Here is a 25072-nt window from a genome sequence, read left to right on the forward strand (position 1 = left end):
CCCACCCCAGACGCCACGTCGTGACGCGCCGGTGCGTCGGGACCGTGCGGCCGGCCTGCGGTATCGTCGCCCGTCGCAAGGCAAGTTGAAGAGGTGACGGATGTGACGCCGGGCGCGAGCGTGGGCCAGCCAGCCGACCGGAAGGACAACGTCCTGATCGTGCACTGGCACGACCTGGGGCGGCAGCTCGGCGCCTACGGCCACGCCGACGTGTCGAGCCCGCGGCTGGACCAGCTTGCCGCCGAGGGCATCTTGTTGACCCGGGCCCACGCGACGGCGCCGCTGTGTTCGCCGTCGCGGGGTTCGCTGTTCACCGGCCGCTACCCGCAGGGCAACGGCCTCATCGGCTTGGCCCACCACGGCTGGGAATACCGCAACGGCGTGCGGACCCTCCCGGAGATCCTGGGCGAATCCGGCTACTACTCGGCGCTTTTCGGTATGCAGCATGAGACGTCTTACCCGAAGCGGTTGGGATTCGACGAATTTGACGTGTCGAACTCCTACTGCGACTACGTCACGGACAAGGCCGAGGCGTGGTTGCGTGACGACGCGAATAGCCTTGCGCAACAACCTTTCTTGCTCACCGCCGGGTTCTTCGAGACGCACCGGCCCTATCCACCGGAGCGATACGTCCCGGCCGACAGCGCGCGGGTCGACCCGCCCGGGTATCTTCCCGACACCCCCGAGGTGCGCGACGACCTCGCCGCGTTCTACGGGGCGATCAGCACGGCCGACGCCGCGGTGGGCCGGTTGCTGGACGCGCTTGCCGAAACAGGGCACGACGCCACGACCTGGGTGGTGTTCTTCACCGATCACGGCCCGGCGTTCCCGCGGGCGAAGTCCACGCTCTACGACGCGGGAACCGGTATCGGGCTGATCGTTCGTCCCCCCACCGGCCGGCCCGGCGGGGGCCGCGTGTACGACGAATTGTTCAGCGGCGTCGACCTGGTGCCGACGCTGCTGGGGCTGCTGGGCATCGCCGTGCCCGCCGACGTCGACGGCGTCTCGCACGCCGACGGGCTGCGGGGTTCCGGCTCGTCGGCCGGGCCGCCGCGCGACTATGTCTACACGACGAAGACCTACCACGATTCCTTCGACCCGATCCGCGCCATCCGGACCAAGGACTACAGCTACATCGAGAACTACGTGCCCCGGCCGCTTTTGGACCTGCCCCTCGACATCGAGCAGAGCCCGTCGGGGTTGGCCGTGGCGCCCTACGTCACAACGCCGCGCCCGGAGCGTGAACTCTACGACCTGCGCGCCGATCCCGAAGAGACCACCAACCTGCTGGCCGCGGGCGACCCGAGCGCCGACGATATCGCCGCCGATCTCGCTGTGCGCCTGCATGATTGGCGTCAGCGAACCGGGGACGTCATTCCCTCCGATTTCGCAGGCACCCGCATCTCGGCGCGGTACACCGAGACCTATCAGCACATTCACCACGCGAAGCCCAGCTCGCGCTCGGCGATCGCCGCCGACCGCGGGATCGAGGAAGGCCGGTCCACCGAGCGGTGACGGCGCCGACTATCCCGCCGCGCGGCGCGCGCCGCCGACCTCGGCGACGATGAACACCCGCCGGAACGGGAAGATGGTGGTGCCGTCCGCGCGCGGCGGATAGGCGTCGCGCAGCAGCGGCACCAGTTCCCGGCGGAATCGGTCCCAATCCTCGTCGTCAAGCCGGTCGCGCACCGGGACCAGCGCCGTGCCGGTGATCCAATCCAGCACCGGATGCTGCCCGGTCAACTGGTGCAGGTAGGTGGTCTCCCACACGTCCACCCTGCACCCGGCGTCCAGCAGCAGGTCGGCGTAATGCAGCGGCGGCTGCACCACCGCACCCACCCGAAACGGTATGTCGCGCAGAACTTTTGCGTACGGCTCGCGTCTCGCCAGCGCGCGCACCGCCGCGTAGGACGGTGACTCGAAGTTGCCCGGCATCTGCACGCCGATCCACGAGCCGGGCGTCAGCTGAGCCGCCCATCGGACCAGCAGGTCGGCGTGTTCGGGCACCCAGTGCAGCGCGGCGTTGCTGACCACCACGTCGGTATCCGGGCTCGGCTCCCATTTGCGTACGTCGCCCAGCGTGGCGTCGACCCCGCGTTCCCGGGCGGCGGCCACCATCTCCGGGGAGCTGTCCAGCGCCTCGACCACTGCGTCCGGCCAGCGCCGCGCCAGGTATTTCGTCAGATGGCCCGGGCCGCAGCCGAGGTCCACGACGCGCCGCGCCCGCTCGGCCCCCACGCGCGATACCAGGTCGTAGAACGGCCTGCCACGGTGGTCGGCGAAGGCCAGATACACATCGGGATCCCACATGTCGGTCCTCCTGCCCGGCGCGCCACCGTTGCTCGGCTGTCAGCGAACGGTATTACCGTATGCCCCCGCGGACCGCCTGGTCGCGCGGGCGCGTCGTCGCGGCGGAGGAAACGCCGGGATCGGTGGCGCCGCCGGTCTGACCATCGCGTCCTGGGCGCGACGGACCCCCACTCGGCGTGGTCCCCCCGCCAGCGGATGGTAGTGCACGCGTCGGGATCCAGCGATCGCCCCCAGAGCATTCCCGGCGACCGCCGGACCGCCTGCGCGGGTGGGCGAAGGCCGGGTGCGCGGCGACGTCCTAGGCCGTTTCGGCCGCCGCCCGGTGCGCGCCGCCGGTCAGGGTGGGCCAGTCCAGCCGCTCCAGCAGCCCGGCCGGCGCGGCGGTGTGCCCGTCGAGCCGCCGCGTGGACAGCAGGTCGAGCGCCAACAGCGCGGGCCGGTGATTCCCGCGTTGCGGGGTCACCCCGGCCGCCGGCGCCGAACCGTCCGGGGCCATGTCGGTCTGGAAGGCGCACGCCGCGGCGACGGTGCGACCGGCTCCCACACCGGCGATCTCGAGCGCCGTGCAGGTTTCGCGGGCGGGGTACGAGCGGATCGCCTCCAGCGTTGCGGGCAGCGAGTCGTCGACCGCTATCTGGTAGGCCGCGACGTAGTCGGACCCGCCGCGCTGCACGGCGCGCCACGTCTCGCGGGCGTTGGACGTCAACAGCCGGGGAACGTCGTCGGGGGTGACGGTGGTGGCCTCCCAGCCGATTTCGCGCAGGTGATCGGCCAGCCGGCGGGCGGCGACCTGAACCGTCTCGTGCAGCGGGATGCGCGGCGAGCGTGCCTGCAGGGCGGCCAGGTTGTCGACAGCCGATACGGTCAAACCGATCCAGGTGTCCCGCCGAGACGCATCGGAGGCGTTGTCGCGGCTGGTGATCCGGATCTTGTCCGCGCGGATGCCGTAGCGGTCCAGATACTGGGCGATCAGCGGCAACGGCAGCACGTCGGCGCCGGTGTCCGCTGCGCCGACGCGTAGCAGTGCGGTGGCGGACGCCGTCGAATCCGCTTCGTCCACGTTCGACGAGTTTCCGCGCCCGACGATCGCGAGGCGGCGGCGCGCGATGGTGGTGAAATACAAGCCGCGCCAGGCTCCGAACAGCACGACCAAGGCGAAGACGGCGATGCCGATCAGCCAGTAGTCGCGCGTCGACCGCCAGGGGTAAGCCAGCACCGCGGGGATGACAGCCAACAGGGCCAAGGTAATGCGGCCGCTCCCGGGAACGGGTATCCAGCGCTGCGAGCTCACGGGGTGATGTCCTTTCGTCGACGAGCGGCGAGCGCGGTGACCGCGCCGGCGAGTGCGACCAGCACGGCCAGCACCGCGGTGCCGGCCAGCGCGACGGTGCGCGGGGTGGCGTCCTTGGGCGCCGGTGCCGGCGGCACGGCGACCGGCTTCACTGTGGCGGCGCCGGGCTGGTTCGCCGCGGGTAACTGCCAGGTCAGCGCCGCGACCGGATCGACGCTGCCGGCGCCCACCACGTTCGAGGGCGCCCGCGCGCCGTTGTGGGCGGTCGCGGTCAGCCGGTGCACCACCGCGGTGGCGGGCAGGTCGGGGTACTTGCTGCGGACCAGCGCGGCGACCCCGGCCACGTAGGCGGCGGCGTAGCTGGTGCTGCTCAACTGAACCAGCTGCTGGTGTTCGTCGGGCAACCCGTTGGCCAGCCCCCCGCCGTCGGCGTTGCTGACCGACACGATGCGTTCGCCCGGCGCGGCGATGCCGACCCACGGGCCGGCCGTGGTGAACTTCGAGGGCTGACCGTCCGCGGTCAGCGACGCCACGGAGAGCACGTAGGGCTGCCACCACGACGGGATGGAGACCGAGGTGACGCCGGCCCAGTTCCGCGGGTCGTCCGGGCGGCTGAGGTCGGTGAGGGGATTGGACTCGCACGACGTGCCGCCGCCGAACGCCCCGGTGGGCCCGCTGTTTCCAGCGGCGGCCACCAGCACCGCGTCCTTGTCCACCGCTGCGTATCGGATCGCCGCGCCGAGCGCGGCCTGATCGACGGGACGGTCGGCGGGCAGGCAGGCGATTTCGGAGACGTCGATCACCCTTGCCCCGAGGTCGGCCGCGTGCACGATCGCACGGCCCAGCGTCGCGACCTCTTGGGTGGCCCGCGCGACCGTGGGATCGCCACCGGGCGTGCGCGGCGAATATCGAGCCGACGTCGTGCGGATCGAGACCACCCGGGCGGCCGGCGCCACGCCGGAGAAGCCGTCCTCGCCGCCAGGCGCCGGCTGGCCGGCGATCAGCCCGGCGACCAGCGTGCCGTGCCCGTCGCAGTCCGTCAGGCCGTCCGTGGTTTCGACGAAGTCACCCCCGGGGTCGACGTTGGGTAGCCGCGGCCCCGGCCGCACGCCGGTGTCGAGAACCGCCACCAGTTGCCCCTCGCCGCGGGAGAACTGCCATGCCGCGGGCAGATTCAGCGTCGCCTGGCTGGGTGTCACGGCGTTGACGTCACTGCCCGCGAGCACGCCGGGGGAACCACACGGACCGCGTTGTTCCATCGGTTGCACCGGGCCGGGCGCCCCGCTCGGCGGCGGCACACCCGGATCGATCTTGGGCTGTTGGATCGCCACCGCCGACGGGCACGTCCACAGCGCAGCCACCAATGCCGCCGTCGCACATGCCAATCCGGATCGAATCATCGATCGATGATCCAGCCGAAGAGTCCGACCAGGAAGGCCATGACGGGGATCAGCGACGCATCGAGCCCGCCCGCCACGAAACCCAGCAGCCGGCGCACCGGCAGCGAGTAGGTCTCGGGCTCGGCGATCTGCGGGTTGAGCGCCACCACGATCCAGGCCAGCAGCAGCGCGACGAGCACCAGCGCGGCGCCCAGGCCCGCCGCAAATCGCCCTGTCGCGGTGTAGAACACCAGGAGCACGCCGGCGACCAGGTACGGCTGGGACAGCAGCCACGCCTTGCAGGCGGCCGAGTCCCACACCCGGGCGCGCAGCACCGACGTCGCCGCGACGGCAGCCACCACGTACCAGCCCGCGCCGCTGAGGGTTTCGGGGCGCAGGGCGATCGCGATCGAACCCAGCGCGCTGAGCAGGACCGCCCCGGCGATGAAACCGCTCTGATGGGCGTCGCTGATGCGCACCCGCCGCGGCAGGTCTTCGAGCACCCGTAGCGAGGGCGCCGACGGGGTGGGGTCGCCGGGCGCCGGGATCACCGGCAAGGGGAAACGCGCCCACAGCGCCGACAGCGGCGCGGCCTCGATGGTGACCAGCAGCGCCGCGACGATCAGCCCGCAGCCGATGCCCAATACTGATACGTGCCACAGCAATTCGGAGCCCGCGGCCAGCAGCACCCCGGCCCCCACGACCGCGGTGGCGGTGCAGAAGGCGGCGACGCGCTCCCGCTGGGCGCTGGGCGCCATCAGAACGATCGCGGACCACGCCGTGACGCCGGCCGCGGCCAGCGTCAGCTGTGCCGGACCGAACCGCCCGGGCACGGCCAGGGCGAGTGCGGCCCCGATCGGCACCAGCGCGGCGATCGTCAATACCGTCCCGGCGCGAGCCGAGCGGGGCGTGATGAGCAGGCCGACGATGGCCGTCAGCGCCGCGATGGCGCTGACGGCGACCAGCCCCGCCAGCGCGCCGGTGGCGGCACGGTAGGTGACCGCGAGACCGGTGGCGAGGAAGGCGACGACGACCGTGGCCGCGAGCGCGAATCGCTGGATGTGCGCGCTGCCCCAGGGCTTGAGCCGTGAGGTCGAGAAGATCATGGCGGCGTCGGCGATGTCCTCGACGATGCCGGGCGCGGCCGGGCCGACGGGCACCGGTTGCAGCGCGAGCAGGTCACCGTCCACGACCCCGACCGTGTCCAGGCTGGCGTCGAGGCTGAACGGCGCCCCGCCGATGGGCGCCAGGCTCAGTTGCGCGGCGCCACCGACCTCGGCGGCGCCGCGGGCGCCGTCCTCCGGGTCGCCGTTGGCGACCGCCGGGACTACCAACCGCTGGACCGCGGGCAAGATTTCGCGCAGCGGCAGTTCGGCGGGCAACGCCATCTCCGTCAACCGGCTGTCCGCGAGGATTGCCACGCGGACGATCGGCATGACGGTGCCGGACGTCACCGGATCCCCGAACTGCGCTGGGACGGTACCTGGAACATCGTGCTCTCTTCTCTATCTCGTGTGCGGTTAGGAGTATTGGGCGGAAAAGTCTCGGGCCAGCCGGTGGCCGGGGAACCAGTCGGCGTCGGGCAGCAGGGCGGTCAGGTGTTCGATCGCTACGGCGATGGCGAACGGGGTCCCGGGGGCGAAGGTCGATACCCATTCGCCGTCGAAGGCCCGCGACGGGCTGACCAGTACCCGTCCCTCGGTCGTATCGACGATGCTGATGCCGACCTCGGTGGTGGCGTGCCGGCCGTCGCGATGACAGCCGGCGACAACCTCCACGTAGCTGCGCGGGCCGGTGAACACCGATTCCACCACCGACCGCGCCGATTGCGGAATGCCCAGATAGTCAAGGACTTCCGCGAGCGCGGCGCCCGAGCGCAACCGCTCGTCGGCCCGGGCCCCGACGCGGGTCGGCATGCTGAACTGCTCGAAGCGGGCCGGGGGCCGCTGCGCCAGCCCGACGCCCAGGACCGGGACCAGCGCGCGGGGATCGTCGATGTCCATCGCGGTGAAGGTGACCAGTTGCGCGTTGCGCAGCGCGACCACCGTCTTGCTCAGACCGGCGGCCCCGGTGCGCTGCGCGACGATGCCGCGCAGCAGTTCACCGGCGCCGCCGGCCTCGGCGGAGTCCTTGCCCGGGCCCACGAAGCGCAGGTCCAGCCACCGCCCCGGGAAGCACACCGTCTTGATCCACTCCGCGACCGCGGGGTTGATCTGGCCGTCCGGCGATACCAGGCCCAGCTCGGCCAGCTCGGCGCGTTGCCGGTCGAGGAACGCCTGGCGGTGGGTGGCGTCACGATAGGGCGAGGTGATCGCCAGCACCCACGGAAAGCTGCCCGCCCCAATCGTTTCGGCGATGAACCAGGCGTGGTCGACCGTCAGCTCGACGGCGTTCGGTGCTGGCTCCATCAGGCTCGGACTAACCGCCCCACTTGGCGGCCTCGGCCTGGTCACGGGCCAGCATGGACATGGTGTTGGATTCGTGCGTGCTGGCCATCGCCTGGTACGCCCGCACCAGGCTCTCCATCGCCTGGTTCCACTGGGCCTGCCACGCCTGGTAGGTCATTCCGGTGTCACCCTGCCAGGCGGACGACAGCGTCGCCTGCTCGGTGGCGATGTCCGTGCCGAGCCCCTGCATGGTGCCGGCATAGGCCGTCATGTCCGCGGCGTGGCTCAGCATCGCCGGGTAGTTGTACATAATCTGTGACATCACAAGTCCTTTCGCGAGTTGGCTGCTTAGTCGGAATCAGAAATCGGGTCAGAACGAGGTGTAACCCGAGGCGCCCGCGGCGTCGGCGGCCACGTAGGTGCCCGCCGCGTCGCCGAGGTTGGCCTGGGCGATGTCGAGCAGCGTGTTGACCCGGGCGGCGACCTCGACGAACCGGGCGTGCGCGGCCTGGAACGCGGCCGAGGACTCGCCCTGGTGGAACGCCTGCGCCGACACGGCTTCCTGCTCGGCCTGGCTGATGGTGCTGCGCATCAACGCGGCCTTGGCGGAGAACGCCGACTGCGCGGCAACCAACTGCGGGATGTGAGCGTCCAGCATGCTCATGGTGATTCCTTTCTCTCGGTCTCTCGCGGCCCGGTGCGGGCCAGTGGCTTGGTGGGGGTCGAGAAGTCGGGGTGCATCGTGGTGAAGTCCTTACTCCCCCTTCCCAGCTTCGGTCGGGGCTGCCGGGTCGTCGTCGTCCCGCTCCCAGGTGCCGGGCACCATGGGCGTGCGGGGCCCGCCGCCGAATTCGTCGCCGGACAGCTTGGTCAGTCCCGCCGCCCGGAATCCCGTGTGCCGCTGCGCGGTTCCGGTGAAGCCGAGCGTCCCGGCGCCCGCGGCCGAGGCGACGGCGGCCAGCTGGTCCTCCTCACCGAAGTCGGGCGGCACACCGATGTCGGAGTCCATGTCCAGGAATTCGTCGCCGTGGTCGCGCATTTCGGCGCGCCGGCGGCGCCGGGCGCGCGCCTCGGCCCGACTGGAGGCCGCCGCGGCCGCCGCCGGGACAGTCGCCGCGGGGGCCTTGGCACCGCCGCGGCCGCCGAGGGTGGGCCCGACGCCGGTCTCCGGATCACCGCCCGCCGCAACGAGATAGCCGAACGTGCCGGTGGCGGGTGCCGGCGCCGGCGCCGTGCTGGGGGCCGGGGCGCTGGCGGGGGTGCTGGCGGGAGCGCTCGGCGCCGTGCCCAGAGTCGGGGCCATCGCGACCGCGGGCAACATCGACGGCTTGCTCGACGCCAGGACCGGGGGCACGACGGCCGGGGCCGCCTCCTCGGGCGCGATGTCGAGGGGCGTGATCAGCGTGCTGAGCCCGATCCCGAGTATCAGCGGGATGAGGAACGGTGCGGTGAGGAGCGCACCCCAGGTCGGCCACCCGACGGCGTTGAAGAACACCTGGTAGGCCACGAAGAACAGCAGCGGTCCGTTGGCCGCGAGAAACGCCGGCAGGTTCGACCAGAAGTCCTGCAGCATCTTGGAGATGTTCTGGAAGAAGTCCTGCAGGAACTGGGACAGCTGCTTGAAGAAGTTCTGGATCCAGTCGCCGATGTCGGAGGTGCTTTGCGCGGCGTCAGCGGCGTTACCGCCCGGGTTCACGATGGCCGGCGCCATCACCGTGCGCGGCGCGGCGGCCAACGCCGACCCGGACACGGCCTGGTAGGTGCTCATGACGGTGGCCGCCTGCGTCCACATCCGCGCGTAGTCGGCCTCGTTGACCGCGATCGGAATGGTGTTGATGCCAAAGAAGTTGGTCGCCAGCAAGACACCGTGCACGGTGTGGTTGGCGGCGAGCTCCGGCAGCGTCGGCATGGCCGCGAGCGCAGCGGTGTACGCCGCCGCAGCCACCTCGTGTTGCGCGGCCACGCCGGCGCTGTCGGCGCCGGCCTGTTGCAGCCACGCCAGGTACGGCAGGTGCGCCGCCACATACTGCTCGGCGCTGGGCCCATCCCACGCGCCGGACTGCACCGATCCGAGAAGCCCACTGAGTTCGGCGGCCTCCGTTGTGTATTGGGTGCTGAGCGAGGTCCAGGCGCCGGCGGCGGCCAACAGTGGCCCCGGCCCCGGTCCCCCGCTCAGCATCGCCGAATGCACTTCCGGCGGCGATGCCATCCAGATGGGAAACGTCATAACTAGGCGCCCGAGAACCCGTAGCTCGCGGCGGCCGCGGTGTCACCGGCGAGGTAGCTGACCCCGGACTGGCCGACGCCCACGCCGGCGCGACCCAGCTCCTCGACGCCCTGCGCGGCCACGGCGGCGTGCTCCTGGCCCTGGGCGCTGAAACCGAGGGCGGTCTGCAGCGACACCGGATCCACCGCGGGCGGCACCACCGCGGTGATCGCCGGGGCCGCCGCGGCGTGCGCCGCCGCCAGCCGCGCCGTCAGCGCCTCCACGGCGGCGCTGGTGGCGGCCAGTCCTTCGGGAACCACTCGCAACGTCATGATCTCTCCCCTTACTGTTGCGTTTCACCAAACATGGCGGCCTCCCCGACGAGCGGGTTGACCAACTGCACGTACGTCGGGCTGTCGCTGTCGCCCAACAGGATTGCGCGGCCCGCGGGAAGCCGGCCGAAGCGCTGACCGCGGATCTTGCCGCTGTCTTGCGGGTTGCCCGCCAGCATCAGCGTGGTGGCCTGCAAGTCGTTGAGGCGGCGCAGCAGCGGGCTGGTCATCAGCGCGTGCCCGGATCCCGTGGCGCGCGCCGTGACGATCACCCGCAGCCCCAGATCGGCCGCCTGCGAGAGGATCCCGAGCAACGGGGTCCACGGTCGCTGGCCGATGTAGGGGCCGCTGAGCGCCGGCGAATCCGGGATCTGGTCGACGTCGTCGATGATCAGGTAGTGGGTGTGGCCCTGGTAGCTCCACCGCGACAGCTCGCCGGGGCTCAGGCCGGCCGGTGGCCGCCGCGCCTCGAGGAGGTTGGCCAGTCCCAGCATCGCGGGGATGATGCGGTCGACGTTGGCGGTGTACTCGTTGTCGGCGAACAACGGCTCGTCGACGAGGTGCAGCCGCCGGTCCAGCACGATGAACGCCACCTGGTCGGCCGACGAGTTCTCGCGCACCGTCCGAATGATGTGGCGCAGCAAGGTCGTCTTGCCCGACTTGCTGTCGCCGAACACCATCAACAGCGGCTGGTCGGCGAAGTTGACGACGACCGGCGCGAGATCCTCCTCGCGCTGACCGATGACCACCTGCTCCGGGCCGCGATACAGCGCGCCGACCGCCGCCGGTGACAGGTTGGTGGGCAGCAATCGCACCGGCGGCGCCGTCACGCCCGGGTAGCGGGCGTTGAGGGCGGAAACCTGGTCCAGCTGCGGCTCGGCAAACAGGAAGTGCTCGGCGGCCATGGTCAGGCCGCGGCCCGGCTGGTCGTGCGGCACGGCCTCGGCCGGCCGGCGCAGAGCGCCCACCACCCGCACGTTGCTGTCGCGCGGGTCGTGCAGCTTCAGCTCGAGCCGCAGGCCCAGCCCGTCGCGCATGGCCAGCGGCACCTCGAGCCAGCTGGGAGTGGTGACGACGACGTGGATGCCGTAGGCCAGACCGATGTTCACCAACTCGGAAACCCTGGCTAACAACGGGTTTCGCGTGTTGAACTGGTCGGTGTTGTCGCGGCCGAACGCGTAGAGGTTGTCGATGACCAGGAACACCTCACCGAAACCGTCGTCCGGGGCCGCGCCGTGCCTGTCGCGGAACTGTTCGCGGCGCTGCCTCGACAGCAGCAGCTGCTCGAGCTCACCGAAGGTCCGCCGGATCCGCTCGGGTTCCAGCGCCGACGCCACGCTGCCGACGTGCGCCAGGTCTTCGAGCGCCCGCAGCTTCCCACCGCCGTAGTCCAGGCAGTAGAAGGTCACGTCGCGCGGCGAATGCAGGCTGGCGGCCGACAGGATGAACGTCTGCAGCGCGGTCGACTTCCCCGACTTGGGGCCGCCGTGAATGACCACGTTGGCGGCCGACGAGGTGGCGTCGAAGATCAGCGGGTCGCGGCGCATCTCGAACGGCTTGTCGATTTCGCCCAGCGGCCACTGCCATTGGCGCTGCGGCACCCCGGCGCGGGCCAGCACCGAGGTCAGCGGGATCGGCTCGTCGAGCGGCGGCAGCCACAGCTGCGGCGCCCGCGGGCCGTAGCCGGCCAGCTGGTCACCGATCGTGGCGATCAGCTTGCGCGGCGGGCCGGCCAGCTCCTCGTCCACCTCCAGCGGGACCACCGTGTCCTGATCCGGCTCGACCCGGCCGGCCGAGAACAGCTTGGGCTCCGGGATCGACGGCACCGCATAGGATTTCGGCCGTTGCGGAGGCTCGTAGATGCCGTCGACGTAGGTGCTGCGGAACTTCACCGGGGCGGCGCCCGGCGCGGGCACCAGGAAGCCCACGCCCTTGTGCTCTTTGCCGGATTCGATGTGGTACGCGTCCTCGACGCCGATGATCTGGCGAGAGACGCTGGGGCTGGCCACCTTCAACCCGATGCGGTAGGAGGTGTTCTTGTCGATGTCCTTGATCTTGCCGACGTCCAGCGTCTGCGACGCGAACAAAATGTGGATGCGGAACGACCGGCCTTTGCGCGCAACGTAATCGAACAGCTCGGCGTACTCCGGGTGATCGGCCAGCATCAGGGTGAACTCGTCGGCGACGACGAACAACGTCGGAATGGGCGGCAAGTCATGCCCGGCCGCGACGGCGGCCTCGTATTCGACGACCGAGTTGAACGCGCTGCCCTGCACGCGGCGGCCGGCCTCCCGCAGCAGCGTCTCGCGGCGGGCCACCTCCCCGCGCAGCGTGTCGGCGAACCGGTCGGCCAGCGACTTCTTCTCCGCCATGTTCGAGATGACGGCGACGACCTGCGGGAAGTGGCGGAAGCTGTCCGCGCCGGCCTCGCCCTTGAAGTCCGCGTAGATGACGATCAAGCGGTCGGCCGAGTGAGTGGTCAACAGCGACAACAGGATCGACATCAGGGTCTGAGACTTGCCGGACCCCGTCATACCGATCATCAGGCCGTGCGGCCCCATCCCGCCCTCGGCTTCGTCCTTGAGGTCGAAGTACAGCGGCTCACCGGTGGCCGTGACGCCGATGGGCACGCGCAGCTCGTCCTCGCGCCGGCGCGGGGCCCACAGGGCGGGCACGTCGAGCTGCGAGGCGTCCGGGATCCCGAGCAGGGTGGTGAAGCTCGCCCCGCGGGTCGCCGCCGACCGTAGGCCCGTGTGCGTCGGGTTGGAGTCCCAGCGCGACAGCTGACGGGCCAGGTGGGCGGCGTCGGGCACCCCGAGTTGGTCGGCGTTGTCGATGTAGGGCTGCCAGCCTCCGGTCTGCCAGCGTTCGATCGCCCCCTGGCCGACCCGCAGGATCGGCTTTTCCGGGTCCGAGTACTGCTCGCGGTGGGGCGCCGTGGCGCAGCGGTGCACGACGGTGACCCCCGCCCGGCCCAGCGCCAAGGCCGAAGCGTTGACGTCGTAGTCCGGGTCGTCGATGACGACCAGCAGGTGGCGCAGCGCATCGCCCGACTCGCCGGTGAACGCCGGCCGGTCCACCAGGGCCGGCCCCAGCAGGCCGACCAGGTCGTCGGCGTCGGTCGAGAGATAGCGGGCCGGGCCGACGCCGTCGATCTCACCGGGAATGTCTACGTGCGGCAGCCACTTCAGCCACGACCAGTCGGGGTCCTCGAGGTCCCGGGTGGCCAGCGCGACCCCGAGCACCGTCGGGTCATGCCAGGTGACGGCCTGGGCGATCCACGCCCGCAGCGCCCCGCGGGCCTCGTCCGCCGAGCCCAGGACGGTGATCCGCGACACCTTGTTCAGGTCGATGCCCGTCGGCACATCCCGCACGATCCGGTGCGTGTCGAGCAGGCTGCGTAATGCGCTGTGCGACACCGGTTCCAGGTCGACTTCGTCCGCGGTGTCGTTGACCCGCAGCGTGGTGGTCAGGGGCACCTGGTGACGGCCCGCCCGAAGCACCAGGAAGTCGTGGTCGTGGGGGTCACGCTCCCACTGGCGCCGCGACCCGGGCACCGCGGACAGCTCCGCCGGCTCGGGGTGGGACCACTGCGCGGCAGCGCGCTGCTGGGCCGCCTGGGTGCGGATGTTGTCCCGCACCACCGACAGGTAGCGCAGGTAGTCGGCTCGTTCGGCGTCGACCTCCTCCGTCCGCGTCTTGTTGTCGTTGCCGCGGTACATCGCGGTGGCGGCGAGCAGCAACACGAACGGGAAGAACAGCGTCTGCGGGGAGATCATCCGCATGCCGGTGGCGAACAGCGCCACCACCATGCCGACGATCAGGATGACCAGCACGTAGGGCATCGCGCGCCGCAGGAACGACGGCGGGATGACCCGGGGCAGCTCCGGCGGGGCCTCGATGGTGATGGTCCCCTTGCGGGCGGCCGGGGGAGCTAGGCGGCGGCGGGCTTCGAATATGAGTCGGCTCATCGGGGGGCTCCTTCGGCCGCGACGGGACGGCCCGGGTTGTTGTCCGGCGTCAAGCCGTCGTGTGCCAGTAGCGCGTCGGCGCGCGACAAGGTCGGTCCGGCGGCGAACAGCGACAGCACCGACCACGGAACGGGCAGGGGCGAACCGCTCAGCCCAAGTGCCTCAACGGTTTTGCCGTGCCCGGTGGCGGCGTTCTCCGCCTCGTTGTCGATGCCGTAACGCACACCGGTGTCGGAAACCCAGAACAGCGATCCGGCGCCGGGCGCACCCGCGCCACCACCGGCGACCTGAGTGAAGTAACCCGTTCCGGGGGGCAGCGCGACCCGGGTGGCCGTGGCCGCCGCCCCACCGCCGACGAGGTCGACGGTGTGGATCGACTCCGGGACCGGCAGCGCCGAACCGGCCAGCAGGTTCAGCGAGCTCGTCGCCGCACCGGCGGCCTTGCTCCAATGGGCGCATGCGACAGGGTCTTTCGCGGCGTCCACCAGGGTGACCTGCTGGTCGGGATAGCGAGAGGTGTCGAGCAGCCGTGAGACCGGCAGCTTGGCCACCGCGTCAGCGCCGAGCCGCGGCGGCTGATCCAGGCCGTAGGAGTTGGTGTTGCGCAGGATCGCGGCCAGCACCGGCGAGATCGGCTGCAGGCCGTCCGGCAGCACCGCGAAATAGCGCGGCGCCCCCGAGGAACTCTGGTCCAAACCGTAGGACACCACCACCGCACCGATGGGCGCCGGCACGGCGAAGGGCGCCGGGGCGCCGGCGTTCGGGATGCCCGGGGCCGTCAGCGCCGGCCCCTCGGGGATCGCGTTGAAGAGCCCGAGCGCGATAGGCCGCGGCGGGGGGACCTCGGAGTTGTTCTGCCCCAACCCCAGTGCGGTAGTCACGGCGTGGTCGGTGAGGTTGATCTGGCTACGCCTGCCGTCCCATAGCAACCAGCTGATGGGACCCTTGTCGTCGCCCGGGGACTGCACCAGGATGGCCTGCCGGGAACCCAAGTCCGCGGCGCGCGCGCCGCTGCTGTCGGGACGGCCGCCGATGACGGTCACGCCGGTGCTGTGCACGGCGTGCGCGGTTCCACCGATGCTGTCGCACACGGTCCAGTTCGCGTCCCGCCCGGGGTTTTGCACCATCCGCTCGGGGGCACCCGGGATGCCGATCAGGTTCCCGCGCGGAAAGCGGTCCAGCTCAGTGCTTTTCACCGTCGTCGGGTTGACCGGATGCCCCACGATCAACCGGGCTGAGGTGAGGTTGAGCACCGGGTGCAGGTCGTCGCCGACGCGGACGTAGAGGGCCGCGGTGTCCCGGTCGGCCAGGACGGCGTTGCTGCCCGCCGTCCCGTTGGGCCGGATCAACGAGAACACGAAGCAACCGCCGAGGGCGGTCACCAGCAGCACCACGCCCATCAGAACCGCACGCGACTGCGTGCGCAGCGGGTCGACGAGCATCCTGGTGTCGTGCAGCGCGATGCCGGAAGCGATGCGGCGCATGACAAATCGCCAACCGCTGACCTGGTGGCGGGTCACGAAGCCGCGGCGGTACTCCACCTTGTCGGGGTTGTCGTTTACCGGCGTGCGGGAGGCGAACGAGCGACGGCTGTCCGGGTCTTGACTGGTCATGCCGGCACCGACAACCCCAGACCGCGCAGCAGCGGCTCGACGGACCGTTCGACGTCGTCGTCGGTGATCGTCATCAACTCCTCGTCACTGAATTCGCCGGTTCCGGCGTGTTCGGAATGGTCGAGCCGGAACTCCCGTTCTTCCTCGGAGCGTTCGACGATGTTTCGCACGAATCGGCCGTTGCCGGCGATGTCGAGGTTGCGCCGTGAGATGCCGTTGGCGTCGGGGGTGGTTTCGGTCGCGAGCTTGGCGAACAACGCCTCCATGTGGGCGAGCGCGGCCGGCTCGAAGACGCTGTCGCGCTGCTCAGCCATCTTGGTGGCGATCTCGACCAGTTCCGGTGCCGCGTACGACGGGAAGTCGATGTTGCGCGTGAACCGGGACCGCAGACCCTCGTTGGTGTCGAGGAACTTGTCCAGGTCGGCCCGGTAGCCGGCGATGATCACGACCAACCGGTCGCGGTCGTTTTCCATGCGGGCCAACAGGGTGTCGATGGCCACCAGCCCGAAGTCGTTCTTGGCCCCGGTGGCGACTAGCGCATAGGCCTCGTCGAGGAACAGCACACCGTCGAGCGCACTGTCGATGATGGCGTTGGTCTTGGCCTCCGTCTCGCCGATGTGCTGGCCGATGAGGTCGGCGCGGTGCACCTCGCGAATGTTCTCTCGTTTCAAAAGGCCAAGGCCGCAATATATCTTGGCCACAACGCGGGCGATGGTGGTCTTACCGGTTCCGGGCGGTCCGGCGAACACCAGGTGGTGGGCACGCTGGGCGACCGCGAGGCCGCGCTGCTTGCGCACCAATTCCATGGCGACGGAGCTCTTCAGCCGCGAGACCTGGTTCTTTACCTCGTCCAGACCGATGAACTCGGCCAGCTGCCGTTCGGCCTCGTGCAGCAACACGGCCTTGCGTTCGTGGGCGGCGGGGTCGACGAAATCCTCTGCGCTGGGCTCGGTTTCGGGGTCCCACGGATCGGTGCGGGCGTCGATACGGGCCGCCGTGGTGGTGACGATGCCGAAACTGGTGTCGGTGAGGGCCTGCTCGACCTGCTCGTTCTCCGGGTGCGCCGCGTACAGGTCCTGCAGCACCTCGCTGGCCGAGTCCTCGTCCACGTGCGCGCGCAGCACCAGCGCCTTGGCGAGCGCGCCGTCGACTGCCGCGACGGCCACGGGACCCTCGGGCTCTTCCAAGTAGGACAGGGCCGGGGCGAACATGCCGAGCCGCGCCAGGGCGGTGCCGAGGGTGATCTTGGCCGCGTGCGAGAACGCCGGGTCGAGATCGGTGTCGTTGACGATCGGGGTGAGCAGCTTGACGACGTCGGACCAGCGCTCGGCCCGGTAGTTGACGACGACGGTGACCCAGCGCGCCTCGCGCCAACCGGGGCGACGAGCGGTCAGGGCGGTGACGATCTCGTTGGCCTCGGCGAAACGCCCCGCCGAGGCGAGCGCCGCGGCGTGGGCCAAGTGGAACTCGTCGGGCGTGCCGGCACGGAACTGCAGGTAGAGCCCGGTGTCGTAGCGGAAGCTCAACGATCCCGGCGCCAGGTCGACCTGACGCTGCAGCGTGCCGGCGGTGCCCGCGGTACGGGCCACCGCCTCCAGGACCCGCAGGGACGTGTCACCGGCGGCGGCGAGCCCCGCCCAGGCGTCGCACTGATCGTGGGCAACGCGGGTCAGCGCGGTGAAACCGGATCGGGCCGCGACCAGGTCAGCCGGCCGCTGGCGTTGATACACGGCGATGCCGAGCGCGCGGCAACACGTGGCAAACCGGCTGACGACGTCACCGTCAACTCGAAGGTCCGCCCGAGAATTGACAGGCTGAGCTGTGAGCATGCCCGTGTCACCGAGTTCCACGGCCGCTTCTCCTAAACGTAGTCTCCCCTAAGCTGGCTGGGCTGAAGTTAGCATATCCTAAGTGGTGCGGCGCACTTCCGGCCTTGATCACGCAGTTCCTCCCCGCCCGGACCGCCGATGACGGCGTCCGGTGCCCCAACTGGCCGCATTTCCGACGTGAACGCCGACCGCAGCGGGTCGATGACCCGCTCGCCAGCCACTCTCGACAGGCGACCTTATCGAAAATGGTTTTCATTAGCAATGCGGGGCCGGCCACCATGTGCGCCGGCCCGTCGGCCTGCGGCATTCACCCGCCAAGCGGCGCCACATCCCCACCGACGCGGCCATGCGGCGACTCCTTCAACACTCGATTGAGCCCGACCGGCTCTGCCGATGGCCGCTCAGGCGGGCACCCAGCTACTAGTCGGGCACCGGGGCGCGAAAGTTCCCGGGCTCGCGCCCCGGCACCTCGTCAGGACCCAGGCCATGTCCTCGGCACCATGGGCACCGACGGCCCACCCGCGAAGTCGTCGACGCCGAGGGTGGCCAACCCGGACGCCTCTGCGGTCCCACGCGCCACCGTCCCCGTGAAGCCGAACGCACCCGCCCCGCGCTCCGAGGCCACAGCGTCGGACGCCTCGCGCTCCGGCGGATCATCGGACTCGAGGTCGGCGTATTCGTAGCCGCGTTGGTGCTGCTGCAGTCTCGCCCGCCGGCGCCGACGGTCACGCTGCCGCTCGGCGGCCGACGCTCCCGCGGCCGCGGGGGCCGCGGCTGAGTCGGGCTCCGGGGCCTTGCGCTGCGCCCCCGCGCCCATGCCCGAGCCGGCGCCGATCCCGGGGCCGCCGATCAGATAGGGGTACGCGGCGCCCTCGACGCCCGTGGGTGGTGGCGGGCCGGCGCTCGCGGACACCGTGCTCGGCGTGGGCGCCGGGGCCGAGGTGGGGGCCGCGGACGGCGCCGGGGCCGCGACGCCCGCCGCGACGGGGCTGGCCGTCACCGCCGGCATGTCGTGGGCCTGCGGCGTGGGGGCGGCGGCGATGGCCGGGGCGGGGCTCGCCGGCGGCTGGATCGCGGCCAGCGCGGTCAGAGCCGCAAAGCCTCCCCCGGCCCCGACAGGAACCAAGATCGGAAGCGCCAGAAGTTGCGGAAAGGCTTGAAATACCTCGATCGCATGGCCGATCTCATCGACGGTGAGGCCGATGATGTCGCTAAACAGCTGCGCGAACCCCGCCGCCGGATTGCGTTCGATCAAGCCGATGTCGCGCTCCAGGGTTTCCGGAATCTCCAGGAAGCGGTTGATCCACCAGCTCAGGTCGTACGGGTCACCGGAATCGTCGTCGACGATGTCGAGCGGGCCGCTGTCACCGCTGTCCGAGGCACTGTCGGCGTTGACGATCTGCGGCGCCGGATCGGTTTGCGGCGTCGCGGCGAGCGCGGACGTGGCGACCGCCTGATACGTCGTCATCGTGGTGGCCGCCTGAGTCCACATCCGCGCATAGTCGGCCTCATTGACCGCGATGGGAATCGTGTTGATGCCGAAGAAGTTCGTCGCCACCAAGGCCCCGTGCAGGGCGTGATTGCCGGCCAGCTCCGGCAAGGTCGGCATGGCGGCCAGCGCCGTGGTGTAGGCGGTGGCCGCAGCCTCGTGCTCGGTGGCCGCGGCCGCGCTGTTGGCGCTGGCCCGCGTCAGCCACACCAGATAAGGCACGTGAGCCGCGACGTACCGGTCGGCGGTGGGGCCGTCCCACGCGCCGCCCTGAACGGCGGCCAGGGTCTCGCCGAGTTCGTCGGCCACCGAGGCATAGGTCTCGCTCAACGCCGTCCATGACGCGGCCGCGGCCAGCAGGCTACCGGGCCCGGGGCCGCTGCTGAGCAACGTGGAATGCACCTCCGGCGGGAAGGCCATCCACACCGGCGCAGTCATGCGCGCGCGCCGGCCCGCGGGGGTCCCGCAGCCAGTTCACGAACTATTTCTTCCCGAACGCGTGGCATCACGCCAGGACTCCTCGCCGAGTGAGACCAGTGATGACAGGCCGGGCGACGGCGCGCCAGTCAGCCCGTCAATGGTCGGTTGGCGGGGCGAAAAAGTTCCCGCAAGCGGTCAGTTCAGGGGAAACTCACGACGACCGGACGTACGGTCTCAGCCCTTAACCGCGCTCACCAGCGTGTTCCGCGCGATCATCGGGCCGGCCTCCGTGTCCGGGCCGGGCACCGGGCGGCCGACCTGGCGCAGATAATCGGCCAACGGCGTGCCGACTGCTTTCCAGCCTCGGGTGCTGAACCAGTCGGCGGCCGGGGCGATCCGTTCGTTGTAAACCAGCTGGAAGAAGACCCGCCCCTCACCGCGGGCAATGGCCTCGCGTTCCTCGGCGAGCGCGGCCTCGAAGGCTTCGTCGGGCATGGGTGCGCCGTCCTCGACGGCCACATGGCTACCGGGTACGGCCAGGCTGTCGATCCCGGTGAAAAGCTGCTCCTGAGCGTCGGCCGGGAGATAGATGAGCAGCCCCTCGGCGATCCACGCCGAAGGCTTGCCGGCATCGAACCCGTTGTCGCGCAATGCCTGCGGCCAATCGTCACGCAGATCGACGGCGATCTCACGGCGCTCGGCGCGCGGCGTGGCACCGACACCGGCCAGCACCTCGCGTTTGAAGTCGAGGACTTGCGGCTGGTCCAGCTCGAAGATGGTCGTACCGGCCGGCCAATCCAGGCGGTAGGCACGTGAGTCCAGCCCGGCCGCCAATACGACGACCTGGCGGACACCGGCGTCGGCCGCCCGGCGGAAATACTCGTCGAAGTATTTGGTGCGAGCACCCTGGAAGTTCACGAAGTTCTCGCCGAAGTCGGTGGTCTTCAACTGGTGATCGGGAATCTTGCCGTCGAGCACCTCCGCCGCGGGGCCGCCGACGGCCCGGCAGAAGATTTCCGCGTACTCGTCGACGACCAGCGGGTCGGACTTCTGCGCCTCCAACGCCCGCGCCGTCGCGACGAACAGCGCGGTCGATCCGACGCTCGTTGTGATGTCCCAGGTGTCACCTTCGCTTCGCACCCGACCCACAGTACCGATGACCGGAATCAACCGCTTTCCCTGCCGCGCAACGGCACTGGCTAGCCGCCGTTCGAGCGGCGAACGCCCGGCGCCGGTCGGTCATCCTGTGCTTCGGTGCGGCTTCGCCAGTCGGCTCGGCCCCGACGACGTTTGCCGGAGCCATCGACCATCGAGCCGTCACTTGCCTGGTGCTGCGGCCGCAGCCGGTCAAGACCTTCCTCGACCGGAGCTGGGCCCACACGCACCACCACGTCACGCGCGAGCGCCCGGACGCCGGAATCCGTCGGCCGCTCGGCGCTTCGCCGAGCCCGCCATCAGTCGCTGCGCGGCCACGCCTGATCGCGCACCCGAAAGGCCTACCGCGCGGGCCCTTTACGCCTTAATGAAAATCATTATCATTAAGCGATGCCCTCTTCCAGCCGCCCACCCATTCCCGTCACCGTGCTTTCCGGCTTCCTCGGCGCGGGAAAGACCACTCTGCTCAACCACGTATTGGCCAACCGGGACGACCGCCGCGTCGCCGTGATCGTCAACGACATGAGCGAGGTGAACATCGACGCGGCGCTGGTCGCCGGGACCGGCCACCTGGACCGTACGCAGGAGAAGCTGGTCGAGCTGACCAACGGCTGCATCTGCTGCACCTTGCGGGAGGACCTCATTGAAGCGGTCGCCCGGTTGGCGGCCGAGGGCCGGTTCGACTACCTGCTGATCGAGTCGACGGGCATCTCCGAACCCATGCCGGTCGCCGCCAGCTTCAGCTGGGAATTCGACGACGGATTCAGCCTGAGCCAGGTGGCGCGGCTGGACACCATGGTCACGGTGGTGGACGCGTCGACGTTCCTGCCGGAACTGGCCCGCGGCGAGGCGCTGGCGGACCGCCACCTCGAGGCCGGCGACGGCGACCCGCGCACTATCGCGGACCTGCTGGTCGACCAGGTGGAGTTCGCCGACGTCATCCTGCTGAACAAGACCGACCTGGCCACCGTTAAGACCAACACCATGGTGGCGGCAACGCTGCGCCGCCTGAATCCGTCGGCCAAGATCGTGCGCACTGACCACGGTCGGGTGGCGTTGCCGGAGGTGCTCGACACCGGCCTGTTCGATCCGGACCTGGCCGCCGGGTCCCCGGGGTGGGACCAGGAGATCGCCGGTGGGCACGTTCCCGAGACCGAGGAGTACGGCATCGGCAGCGTGACCTTCCGCGCGCGGCGGCCCTTGCACCCGCAACGCCTGCACGCGGCGCTCGCCGAGCTGCAAGGCGTGTTGCGCAGCAAGGGATTTTGCTGGATCGCCAGCCGGCCCGACCTGCTGGCCGTCTGGTCTCAGGCCGGCCCCAACCTGACGATCGAGCCGGCGCAGTATTGGTCCACCGCCGACTTCCGGCCTGGACAGGAGATCGTGTTCATCGGGGTGCGGCTCGACGGCGAGAAGGTGCTCGCATTGCTGCGAGCGGCCTTGCTGAGCGACGCCGAACTGGCCGAAGGCCCACGGCGATGGGCCTCCTACCCCGATCCGCTGCCGCGCTGGGACGTCGTCCACACGCACGCGAAGTGACGCCGGGGGACGCAGTGCATCACCATCACCATCACCCGCACCCCCGGCCCGGCGACCATCGGTCCCGCCGCGAGATCGATCAGGCCATTGGAGCTCTCATGGGCATCCGGCGCTGTTCGGCGGAGGATGCGCTGCAAGAGATCGCACAAGCCGTGCACACCACCGGAATCGGGATCGGTGGCGTGTCACGGGCGTTACTCGACACGGTCGCCGGCCCGGCCGAGCCGGGCGCAGGTCCGGCGCACGCGCATTGGGCCACCGTGCTGGCCCTGCCCGCGCGCGAGGCGCCACCCTGACGGGCCGGCCGGTGCGTCACTCGCGGGCGCGGCCGCCGTAGCGGCGGCGGAACTTTTCCACCTGGCCGGCGCTGTCGACGATGCGGCGGCTGCCGGTCCAGAACGGATGTGAGTCGGACGTCACCTCGACCACCACCAGCGGATAGGTGCGCACCCCATCCGGCGTCGGCCACTCGACGGTGCGCGAACTGGTGATGGTCGAGCGAGTCAGAAACATCGTCCCGGTGGTGGCGTCCTGGAAGACGACCGGGTGGTAATCGGGATGCACGTCGGGCTTCATAGGTCCCCCTTCTCGGTGTGGCCTGCCGCGTTGTCGGTGGCCTCTGCTCGGGCGTCGCAAGGGTCTTCGTGCCAGTCGCCGAACGGATCTTCGTAGCCGGGCCAGCGCTCCGGCGCCGCGAATTCCTCCTCGGTCAGCAGCGCGTCGCCCAGGGCGTCGAGGATGTCGGCGGCGTTCGCGCCGCAGACCAGCACCGTCATCGCCGTATGGCGGTCGCCGTAACGCTCATCCCAGGTCAGCTCGGCGAAGACGCGCCGCTCCGCGTCCACCTCGGCCAGCTCCGCGTCGGTGGCGGCGGCCAGCCACCTACCGGCGGAGTTGACTCGCAATCCCCCGCCGGCCGATTCCAGCCACATGGCGTGGTCGGCTTGAGTTGCCAGCCACAACCGTCCGCGGGTCCGGATGACACCGTCGAGCAACAGGTCCAGGCAGTCGTGCAGGCGCCGGGGATGAAACGGGCGGCGGGCGGAGAACTCGACCAGTCCGATCGGCCCGCGGGAATCCAGCGGTGGTTGCCCGGCCAGCAACCGGCCGTGCGGATCGTCGCTGCGGCCCTGGCGCGCATCGCGGTACAGGTTGCGCAGCGCGTTCTCGATCCCGTTGGCGCCGACACGGATCCGCGCGCGCGGCGCCAGCCGCCGCAGCACCGCGGCCACGAACGGCTCGGCCCGGTTGAGCACGACCACGTCGGCGAATTCCGCCTGTCCGACCACCACCTGAGCCTCGGTACGGCCGTCGTCGAGCTCGTCGTCGCCGCGGGCCTGGCGCAGCCACGTCGATGAATCCACGCATGTCACGACCGCGGCGATCGACACGTCCAGGGCCGCGGGTCCGTCGAGGTAACCCGGCGCCACGCGGACCCGCACGTGGTTGATGGCCACGCAGATCGGTTCGGGTTCCAACCAGGGCGCCAGGTGCACGACGATTCGCCGCACGTCGTCGCGGCGGTGCAATTGGCGCAGCAGGATCAACAGGTCGTTGCGGATCGTGCAGGACACGCAGCCGTGCGCGAGTTCCAAGCCGCACTCCGCGGTCGTCAGGACGCCACGCTGCAGGGCGACCGTCGTCCGGCGCACGACGTGGCCGTCGAAGCGATGCTCGACCACCAGCGTCCCCGGGGTGCGTAACAATTCGCCCACGACCGCGTCGGTGCCCTGTTGGCCGGCCACCAGGATGACGGGCGTCCGCATCGCACTCCTTATTGACAATGGTTTTCATCTGGACGGGATCTACGGTACCGTCTCCACCAGTCCTTGTCGAAAATCATTTTCAATAAGCAGAGGAGGATCGCGGTGTCCGCCCACTGCCAGGTCACCGGCCGCGAGCCGGGGTTCGGTAATTCGGTGTCGCATTCCCACCGCCGCACGCGCCGGCGCTGGTCACCCAATATTCAGGTCAAGACTTACTACCTGCCTTCGGAGGACCGCCGAATCCGGTTGCGCGTCAGCGCCAAAGGCATCAAGGTCATCGATCGCGACGGCATCGAGGCGGTCGTGGCCCGGCTACGCCGGGAAGGTGAGAAAATCTGATGGCGCGCAACGAGATTCGGCCGTTGGTCAAACTCCGGTCGACGGCAGGCACCGGCTACACCTACATCACCCGCAAGAACCGGCGCAACGACCCCGACCGGCTGGTGTTGCGTAAATACGACCCGGTGATCCGCCGACACGTCGAATTCCGCGAGGAACGCTGAGGATGGCCAAGAAATCCAAGATCGTCCGCAACGAGCAACGACGCGCCATCGTGGCGCGCCACGCCGAACGCCGCGCCGAACTCAAGGCCATCATCCGCTCGCCGGGCAGCTCCGATGCACAGCGGACCGCCGCGCAGGCCGAGCTGGCGCGGCAGCCGCGCGACGCCAGCGCGGTGCGACTGCGCAACCGCGACGCCGTCGACGGACGGCCGCGCGGGCACCTCCGCAAATTCGGGGTGTCGAGGGTAAGGATGCGCGAATTGGCCCATGCCGGAATGCTTCCCGGCGTGCGGAAAGCGAGCTGGTGATGCCAAAGAAAGCCCAGCGCACCCGTCGCCCCGCCCCGCCGGCGCGCTCGCCCAAAAGGAATCTCCTGACCAACCTGGGGTTGACCGCCGTCGACTATAAAGACACCGCAGCGCTACGCGTGTTCATCTCCGAGCGCGGCAAGATCCGCTCCCGCCAGGTCACCGGGCTCACCGTGCAGCAACAACGTCAGGTCGCGACCGCTATCAAGAACGCGCGCGAAATGGCCCTGCTGCCCTACCCCGGTGGCGTGCATTGACGTCCGCGCACAACGGTACCGACCGCCCCTTCACCGTCGTCGTCTGTGCCAGTTGCGTTGCCCAACAGGGGCTTTCGGTGATCGACGAACTGCGGCCCGCCATTCGGCGGTGCCCGCACAGCATGTTGGTCTCGGCCGCCTGCATGCTCGGTCCACTGACGTGCGCGTCCCGCCCGACCGGGTGCGGTGTCATGGCCGTGGTGCAACCGTGCACCGACGACCGAGCGGCGTGCGGGCCGCCGCATTGGGTAGGCCCCATCGTCGACAGCGCGGGCGCCGCGGCGCTCGGTGATTGGCTGGCGCGCGGGCAGTGGGAA

Annotated in this window: 23 protein-coding genes; 7 read left to right on the plus strand and 16 right to left on the minus strand. The window is 70.3% G+C overall.

The window, feature by feature from the left end; translation table 11 throughout:
• Positions 1-93: 93 nt before the first annotated feature.
• Positions 94-1515, plus strand: coding sequence for a sulfatase (locus tag A5700_RS05380; protein ID WP_068070219.1), 1422 nt, complete (start codon positions 94-96; stop codon positions 1513-1515).
• A gap of 9 nt (positions 1516-1524) precedes the next feature.
• Here A5700_RS05380 and A5700_RS05385 read toward each other — a convergent pair whose 3' ends face one another.
• The 14 genes from A5700_RS05385 to A5700_RS05450 form a co-directional block, all read right to left on the minus strand.
• The gene (locus tag A5700_RS05385; protein WP_068070220.1) at positions 1525-2310 is read right to left on the minus strand and encodes a trans-aconitate 2-methyltransferase; all 786 of its coding nucleotides are present in this window, start codon (positions 2308-2310) and stop codon (positions 1525-1527) included.
• A 298-nt stretch (positions 2311-2608) separates the two neighbouring features.
• Positions 2609-3601 (minus strand): type VII secretion protein EccE, encoded by a 993-nt coding sequence (eccE, locus tag A5700_RS05390; protein WP_068070221.1) that lies wholly within the window; start codon positions 3599-3601, stop codon positions 2609-2611.
• Positions 3598-5001: a type VII secretion-associated serine protease mycosin gene (gene mycP, locus A5700_RS05395; RefSeq protein ID WP_068070222.1), complete on the minus strand. Its 1404-nt coding sequence runs from the start codon at positions 4999-5001 to the stop codon at positions 3598-3600. The genes eccE and mycP overlap by 4 nt, the downstream gene beginning before the upstream one ends.
• Positions 4998-6416, minus strand: a complete 1419-nt coding sequence (gene eccD / locus A5700_RS05400; RefSeq protein WP_156671093.1) for a type VII secretion integral membrane protein EccD — start codon at positions 6414-6416, stop codon at positions 4998-5000. Before eccD ends, mycP begins: the two co-directional genes overlap by 4 nt.
• 84 nt (positions 6417-6500) lie before the next feature.
• Positions 6501-7388 carry an ESX secretion-associated protein EspG gene (locus tag A5700_RS05405; RefSeq protein ID WP_068070224.1) on the minus strand — a complete coding sequence of 296 codons (888 nt, stop codon included), beginning with the start codon at positions 7386-7388 and terminating at the stop codon, positions 6501-6503.
• Positions 7389-7398: 10 nt separating this feature from the next.
• A complete protein-coding gene (locus tag A5700_RS05410; protein WP_068070284.1) occupies positions 7399-7689 on the minus strand; it encodes a WXG100 family type VII secretion target in 291 nt (96 codons plus the stop codon).
• A gap of 48 nt (positions 7690-7737) precedes the next feature.
• The gene (locus A5700_RS05415; protein WP_068070225.1) at positions 7738-8031 is read right to left on the minus strand and encodes a type VII secretion protein EsxS; all 294 of its coding nucleotides are present in this window, start codon (positions 8029-8031) and stop codon (positions 7738-7740) included.
• A gap of 90 nt (positions 8032-8121) precedes the next feature.
• Positions 8122-9594, minus strand: a complete 1473-nt coding sequence (locus A5700_RS05420) for a PPE family protein (protein WP_068070226.1) — start codon at positions 9592-9594, stop codon at positions 8122-8124.
• 2 nt (positions 9595-9596) lie between these two features.
• On the minus strand, positions 9597-9905 hold the full coding sequence (locus tag A5700_RS05425; RefSeq protein WP_068070227.1) for a PE family protein: 309 nt from the start codon (positions 9903-9905) through the stop codon (positions 9597-9599).
• An 11-nt stretch (positions 9906-9916) separates the two neighbouring features.
• Complete coding sequence (gene eccCa / locus A5700_RS05430; protein ID WP_068070228.1) at positions 9917-13876, minus strand: type VII secretion protein EccCa; 3960 nt, start codon at positions 13874-13876, stop codon at positions 9917-9919.
• The gene (eccB, locus tag A5700_RS05435) at positions 13873-15489 is read right to left on the minus strand and encodes a type VII secretion protein EccB (RefSeq protein WP_068070229.1); all 1617 of its coding nucleotides are present in this window, start codon (positions 15487-15489) and stop codon (positions 13873-13875) included. Before eccB ends, eccCa begins: the two co-directional genes overlap by 4 nt.
• Complete coding sequence (eccA, locus tag A5700_RS05440) at positions 15486-17339, minus strand: type VII secretion AAA-ATPase EccA (RefSeq protein WP_068070230.1); 1854 nt, start codon at positions 17337-17339, stop codon at positions 15486-15488. Before eccA ends, eccB begins: the two co-directional genes overlap by 4 nt.
• Before the next feature lie 451 nt (positions 17340-17790).
• A complete protein-coding gene (locus A5700_RS05445) occupies positions 17791-19245 on the minus strand; it encodes a PPE family protein (protein ID WP_068204508.1) in 1455 nt (484 codons plus the stop codon).
• Between the two features lie 216 nt (positions 19246-19461).
• Complete coding sequence (locus tag A5700_RS05450; protein WP_068070232.1) at positions 19462-20367, minus strand: class I SAM-dependent methyltransferase; 906 nt, start codon at positions 20365-20367, stop codon at positions 19462-19464.
• A 405-nt stretch (positions 20368-20772) separates the two neighbouring features.
• Here A5700_RS05450 and A5700_RS05455 point away from each other — a divergent pair, with 405 nt between their 5' ends.
• Both A5700_RS05455 and A5700_RS05460 read left to right on the plus strand, forming a co-directional pair.
• Positions 20773-21921 (plus strand): GTP-binding protein, encoded by a 1149-nt coding sequence (locus tag A5700_RS05455; RefSeq protein ID WP_068070233.1) that lies wholly within the window; start codon positions 20773-20775, stop codon positions 21919-21921.
• Between the two features lie 98 nt (positions 21922-22019).
• On the plus strand, positions 22020-22217 hold the full coding sequence (locus A5700_RS05460) for a transcription antitermination regulator (protein ID WP_231973798.1): 198 nt from the start codon (positions 22020-22022) through the stop codon (positions 22215-22217).
• Between the two features lie 16 nt (positions 22218-22233).
• On the opposite strand, the gene A5700_RS05465 is transcribed toward A5700_RS05460, so the two are convergent.
• Positions 22234-22497, minus strand: a complete 264-nt coding sequence (locus A5700_RS05465) for a type B 50S ribosomal protein L31 (protein WP_068070235.1) — start codon at positions 22495-22497, stop codon at positions 22234-22236.
• A complete protein-coding gene (gene mrf, locus A5700_RS05470) occupies positions 22494-23687 on the minus strand; it encodes a ribosome hibernation factor-recruiting GTPase MRF (protein WP_068070236.1) in 1194 nt (397 codons plus the stop codon). Before mrf ends, A5700_RS05465 begins: the two co-directional genes overlap by 4 nt.
• Before the next feature lie 102 nt (positions 23688-23789).
• Between mrf and rpmB the strand changes: the two genes are divergently transcribed.
• Genes rpmB through rpsR form a run of 4 tightly spaced genes read left to right on the plus strand, consistent with a single transcriptional unit; the run spans position 23790 to position 24755 of the window.
• The gene (rpmB, locus tag A5700_RS05475; protein WP_068070237.1) at positions 23790-24026 is read left to right on the plus strand and encodes a 50S ribosomal protein L28; all 237 of its coding nucleotides are present in this window, start codon (positions 23790-23792) and stop codon (positions 24024-24026) included.
• Entirely contained in the window at positions 24026-24190 is a 165-nt protein-coding gene (gene rpmG / locus A5700_RS05480; protein WP_003873955.1) for a 50S ribosomal protein L33, read from the plus strand. Before rpmB ends, rpmG begins: the two co-directional genes overlap by 1 nt.
• Before the next feature lie 2 nt (positions 24191-24192).
• Positions 24193-24498, plus strand: a complete 306-nt coding sequence (gene rpsN / locus A5700_RS05485; protein WP_068070238.1) for a 30S ribosomal protein S14 — start codon at positions 24193-24195, stop codon at positions 24496-24498.
• Complete coding sequence (rpsR, locus tag A5700_RS05490) at positions 24498-24755, plus strand: 30S ribosomal protein S18 (RefSeq protein ID WP_068070239.1); 258 nt, start codon at positions 24498-24500, stop codon at positions 24753-24755. The genes rpsN and rpsR overlap by 1 nt, the downstream gene beginning before the upstream one ends.
• Positions 24756-25072 lie beyond the last annotated feature (317 nt).

This window comes from Mycobacterium sp. E1214 (assembly GCF_001666755.1).
Taxonomy (GTDB): Bacteria; Actinomycetota; Actinomycetes; order Mycobacteriales; family Mycobacteriaceae; genus Mycobacterium.

What these genes read in the sequence shown, in the direction of transcription:
- A5700_RS05385 (WP_068070220.1), bottom strand. Translation starts at nt 2,310, where the DNA reads ATGTGGGATCCCGATGTGTATCTGGCCTTCGCCGACCACCGTGGCAGG.
- mycP (WP_068070222.1), bottom strand. Translation starts at nt 5,001, where the DNA reads ATGATTCGATCCGGATTGGCATGTGCGACGGCGGCATTGGTGGCTGCG.
- eccD (WP_156671093.1), bottom strand. Translation starts at nt 6,416, where the DNA reads ATGCCGATCGTCCGCGTGGCAATCCTCGCGGACAGCCGGTTGACGGAG.
- A5700_RS05405 (WP_068070224.1), bottom strand. Translation starts at nt 7,388, where the DNA reads ATGGAGCCAGCACCGAACGCCGTCGAGCTGACGGTCGACCACGCCTGG.
- A5700_RS05410 (WP_068070284.1), bottom strand. Translation starts at nt 7,689, where the DNA reads ATGTCACAGATTATGTACAACTACCCGGCGATGCTGAGCCACGCCGCG.
- A5700_RS05415 (WP_068070225.1), bottom strand. Translation starts at nt 8,031, where the DNA reads ATGAGCATGCTGGACGCTCACATCCCGCAGTTGGTTGCCGCGCAGTCG.
- A5700_RS05420 (WP_068070226.1), bottom strand. Translation starts at nt 9,594, where the DNA reads ATGACGTTTCCCATCTGGATGGCATCGCCGCCGGAAGTGCATTCGGCG.
- A5700_RS05425 (WP_068070227.1), bottom strand. Translation starts at nt 9,905, where the DNA reads ATGACGTTGCGAGTGGTTCCCGAAGGACTGGCCGCCACCAGCGCCGCC.
- eccCa (WP_068070228.1), bottom strand. Translation starts at nt 13,876, where the DNA reads ATGAGCCGACTCATATTCGAAGCCCGCCGCCGCCTAGCTCCCCCGGCC.
- eccB (WP_068070229.1), bottom strand. Translation starts at nt 15,489, where the DNA reads ATGACCAGTCAAGACCCGGACAGCCGTCGCTCGTTCGCCTCCCGCACG.
- A5700_RS05445 (WP_068204508.1), bottom strand. Translation starts at nt 19,245, where the DNA reads ATGACTGCGCCGGTGTGGATGGCCTTCCCGCCGGAGGTGCATTCCACG.
- A5700_RS05455 (WP_068070233.1), top strand. Translation starts at nt 20,773, where the DNA reads ATGCCCTCTTCCAGCCGCCCACCCATTCCCGTCACCGTGCTTTCCGGC.
- A5700_RS05460 (WP_231973798.1), top strand. Translation starts at nt 22,020, where the DNA reads ATGGGCATCCGGCGCTGTTCGGCGGAGGATGCGCTGCAAGAGATCGCA.
- A5700_RS05465 (WP_068070235.1), bottom strand. Translation starts at nt 22,497, where the DNA reads ATGAAGCCCGACGTGCATCCCGATTACCACCCGGTCGTCTTCCAGGAC.
- mrf (WP_068070236.1), bottom strand. Translation starts at nt 23,687, where the DNA reads ATGCGGACGCCCGTCATCCTGGTGGCCGGCCAACAGGGCACCGACGCG.
- rpmG (WP_003873955.1), top strand. Translation starts at nt 24,026, where the DNA reads ATGGCGCGCAACGAGATTCGGCCGTTGGTCAAACTCCGGTCGACGGCA.
- rpsN (WP_068070238.1), top strand. Translation starts at nt 24,193, where the DNA reads ATGGCCAAGAAATCCAAGATCGTCCGCAACGAGCAACGACGCGCCATC.
- rpsR (WP_068070239.1), top strand. Translation starts at nt 24,498, where the DNA reads ATGCCAAAGAAAGCCCAGCGCACCCGTCGCCCCGCCCCGCCGGCGCGC.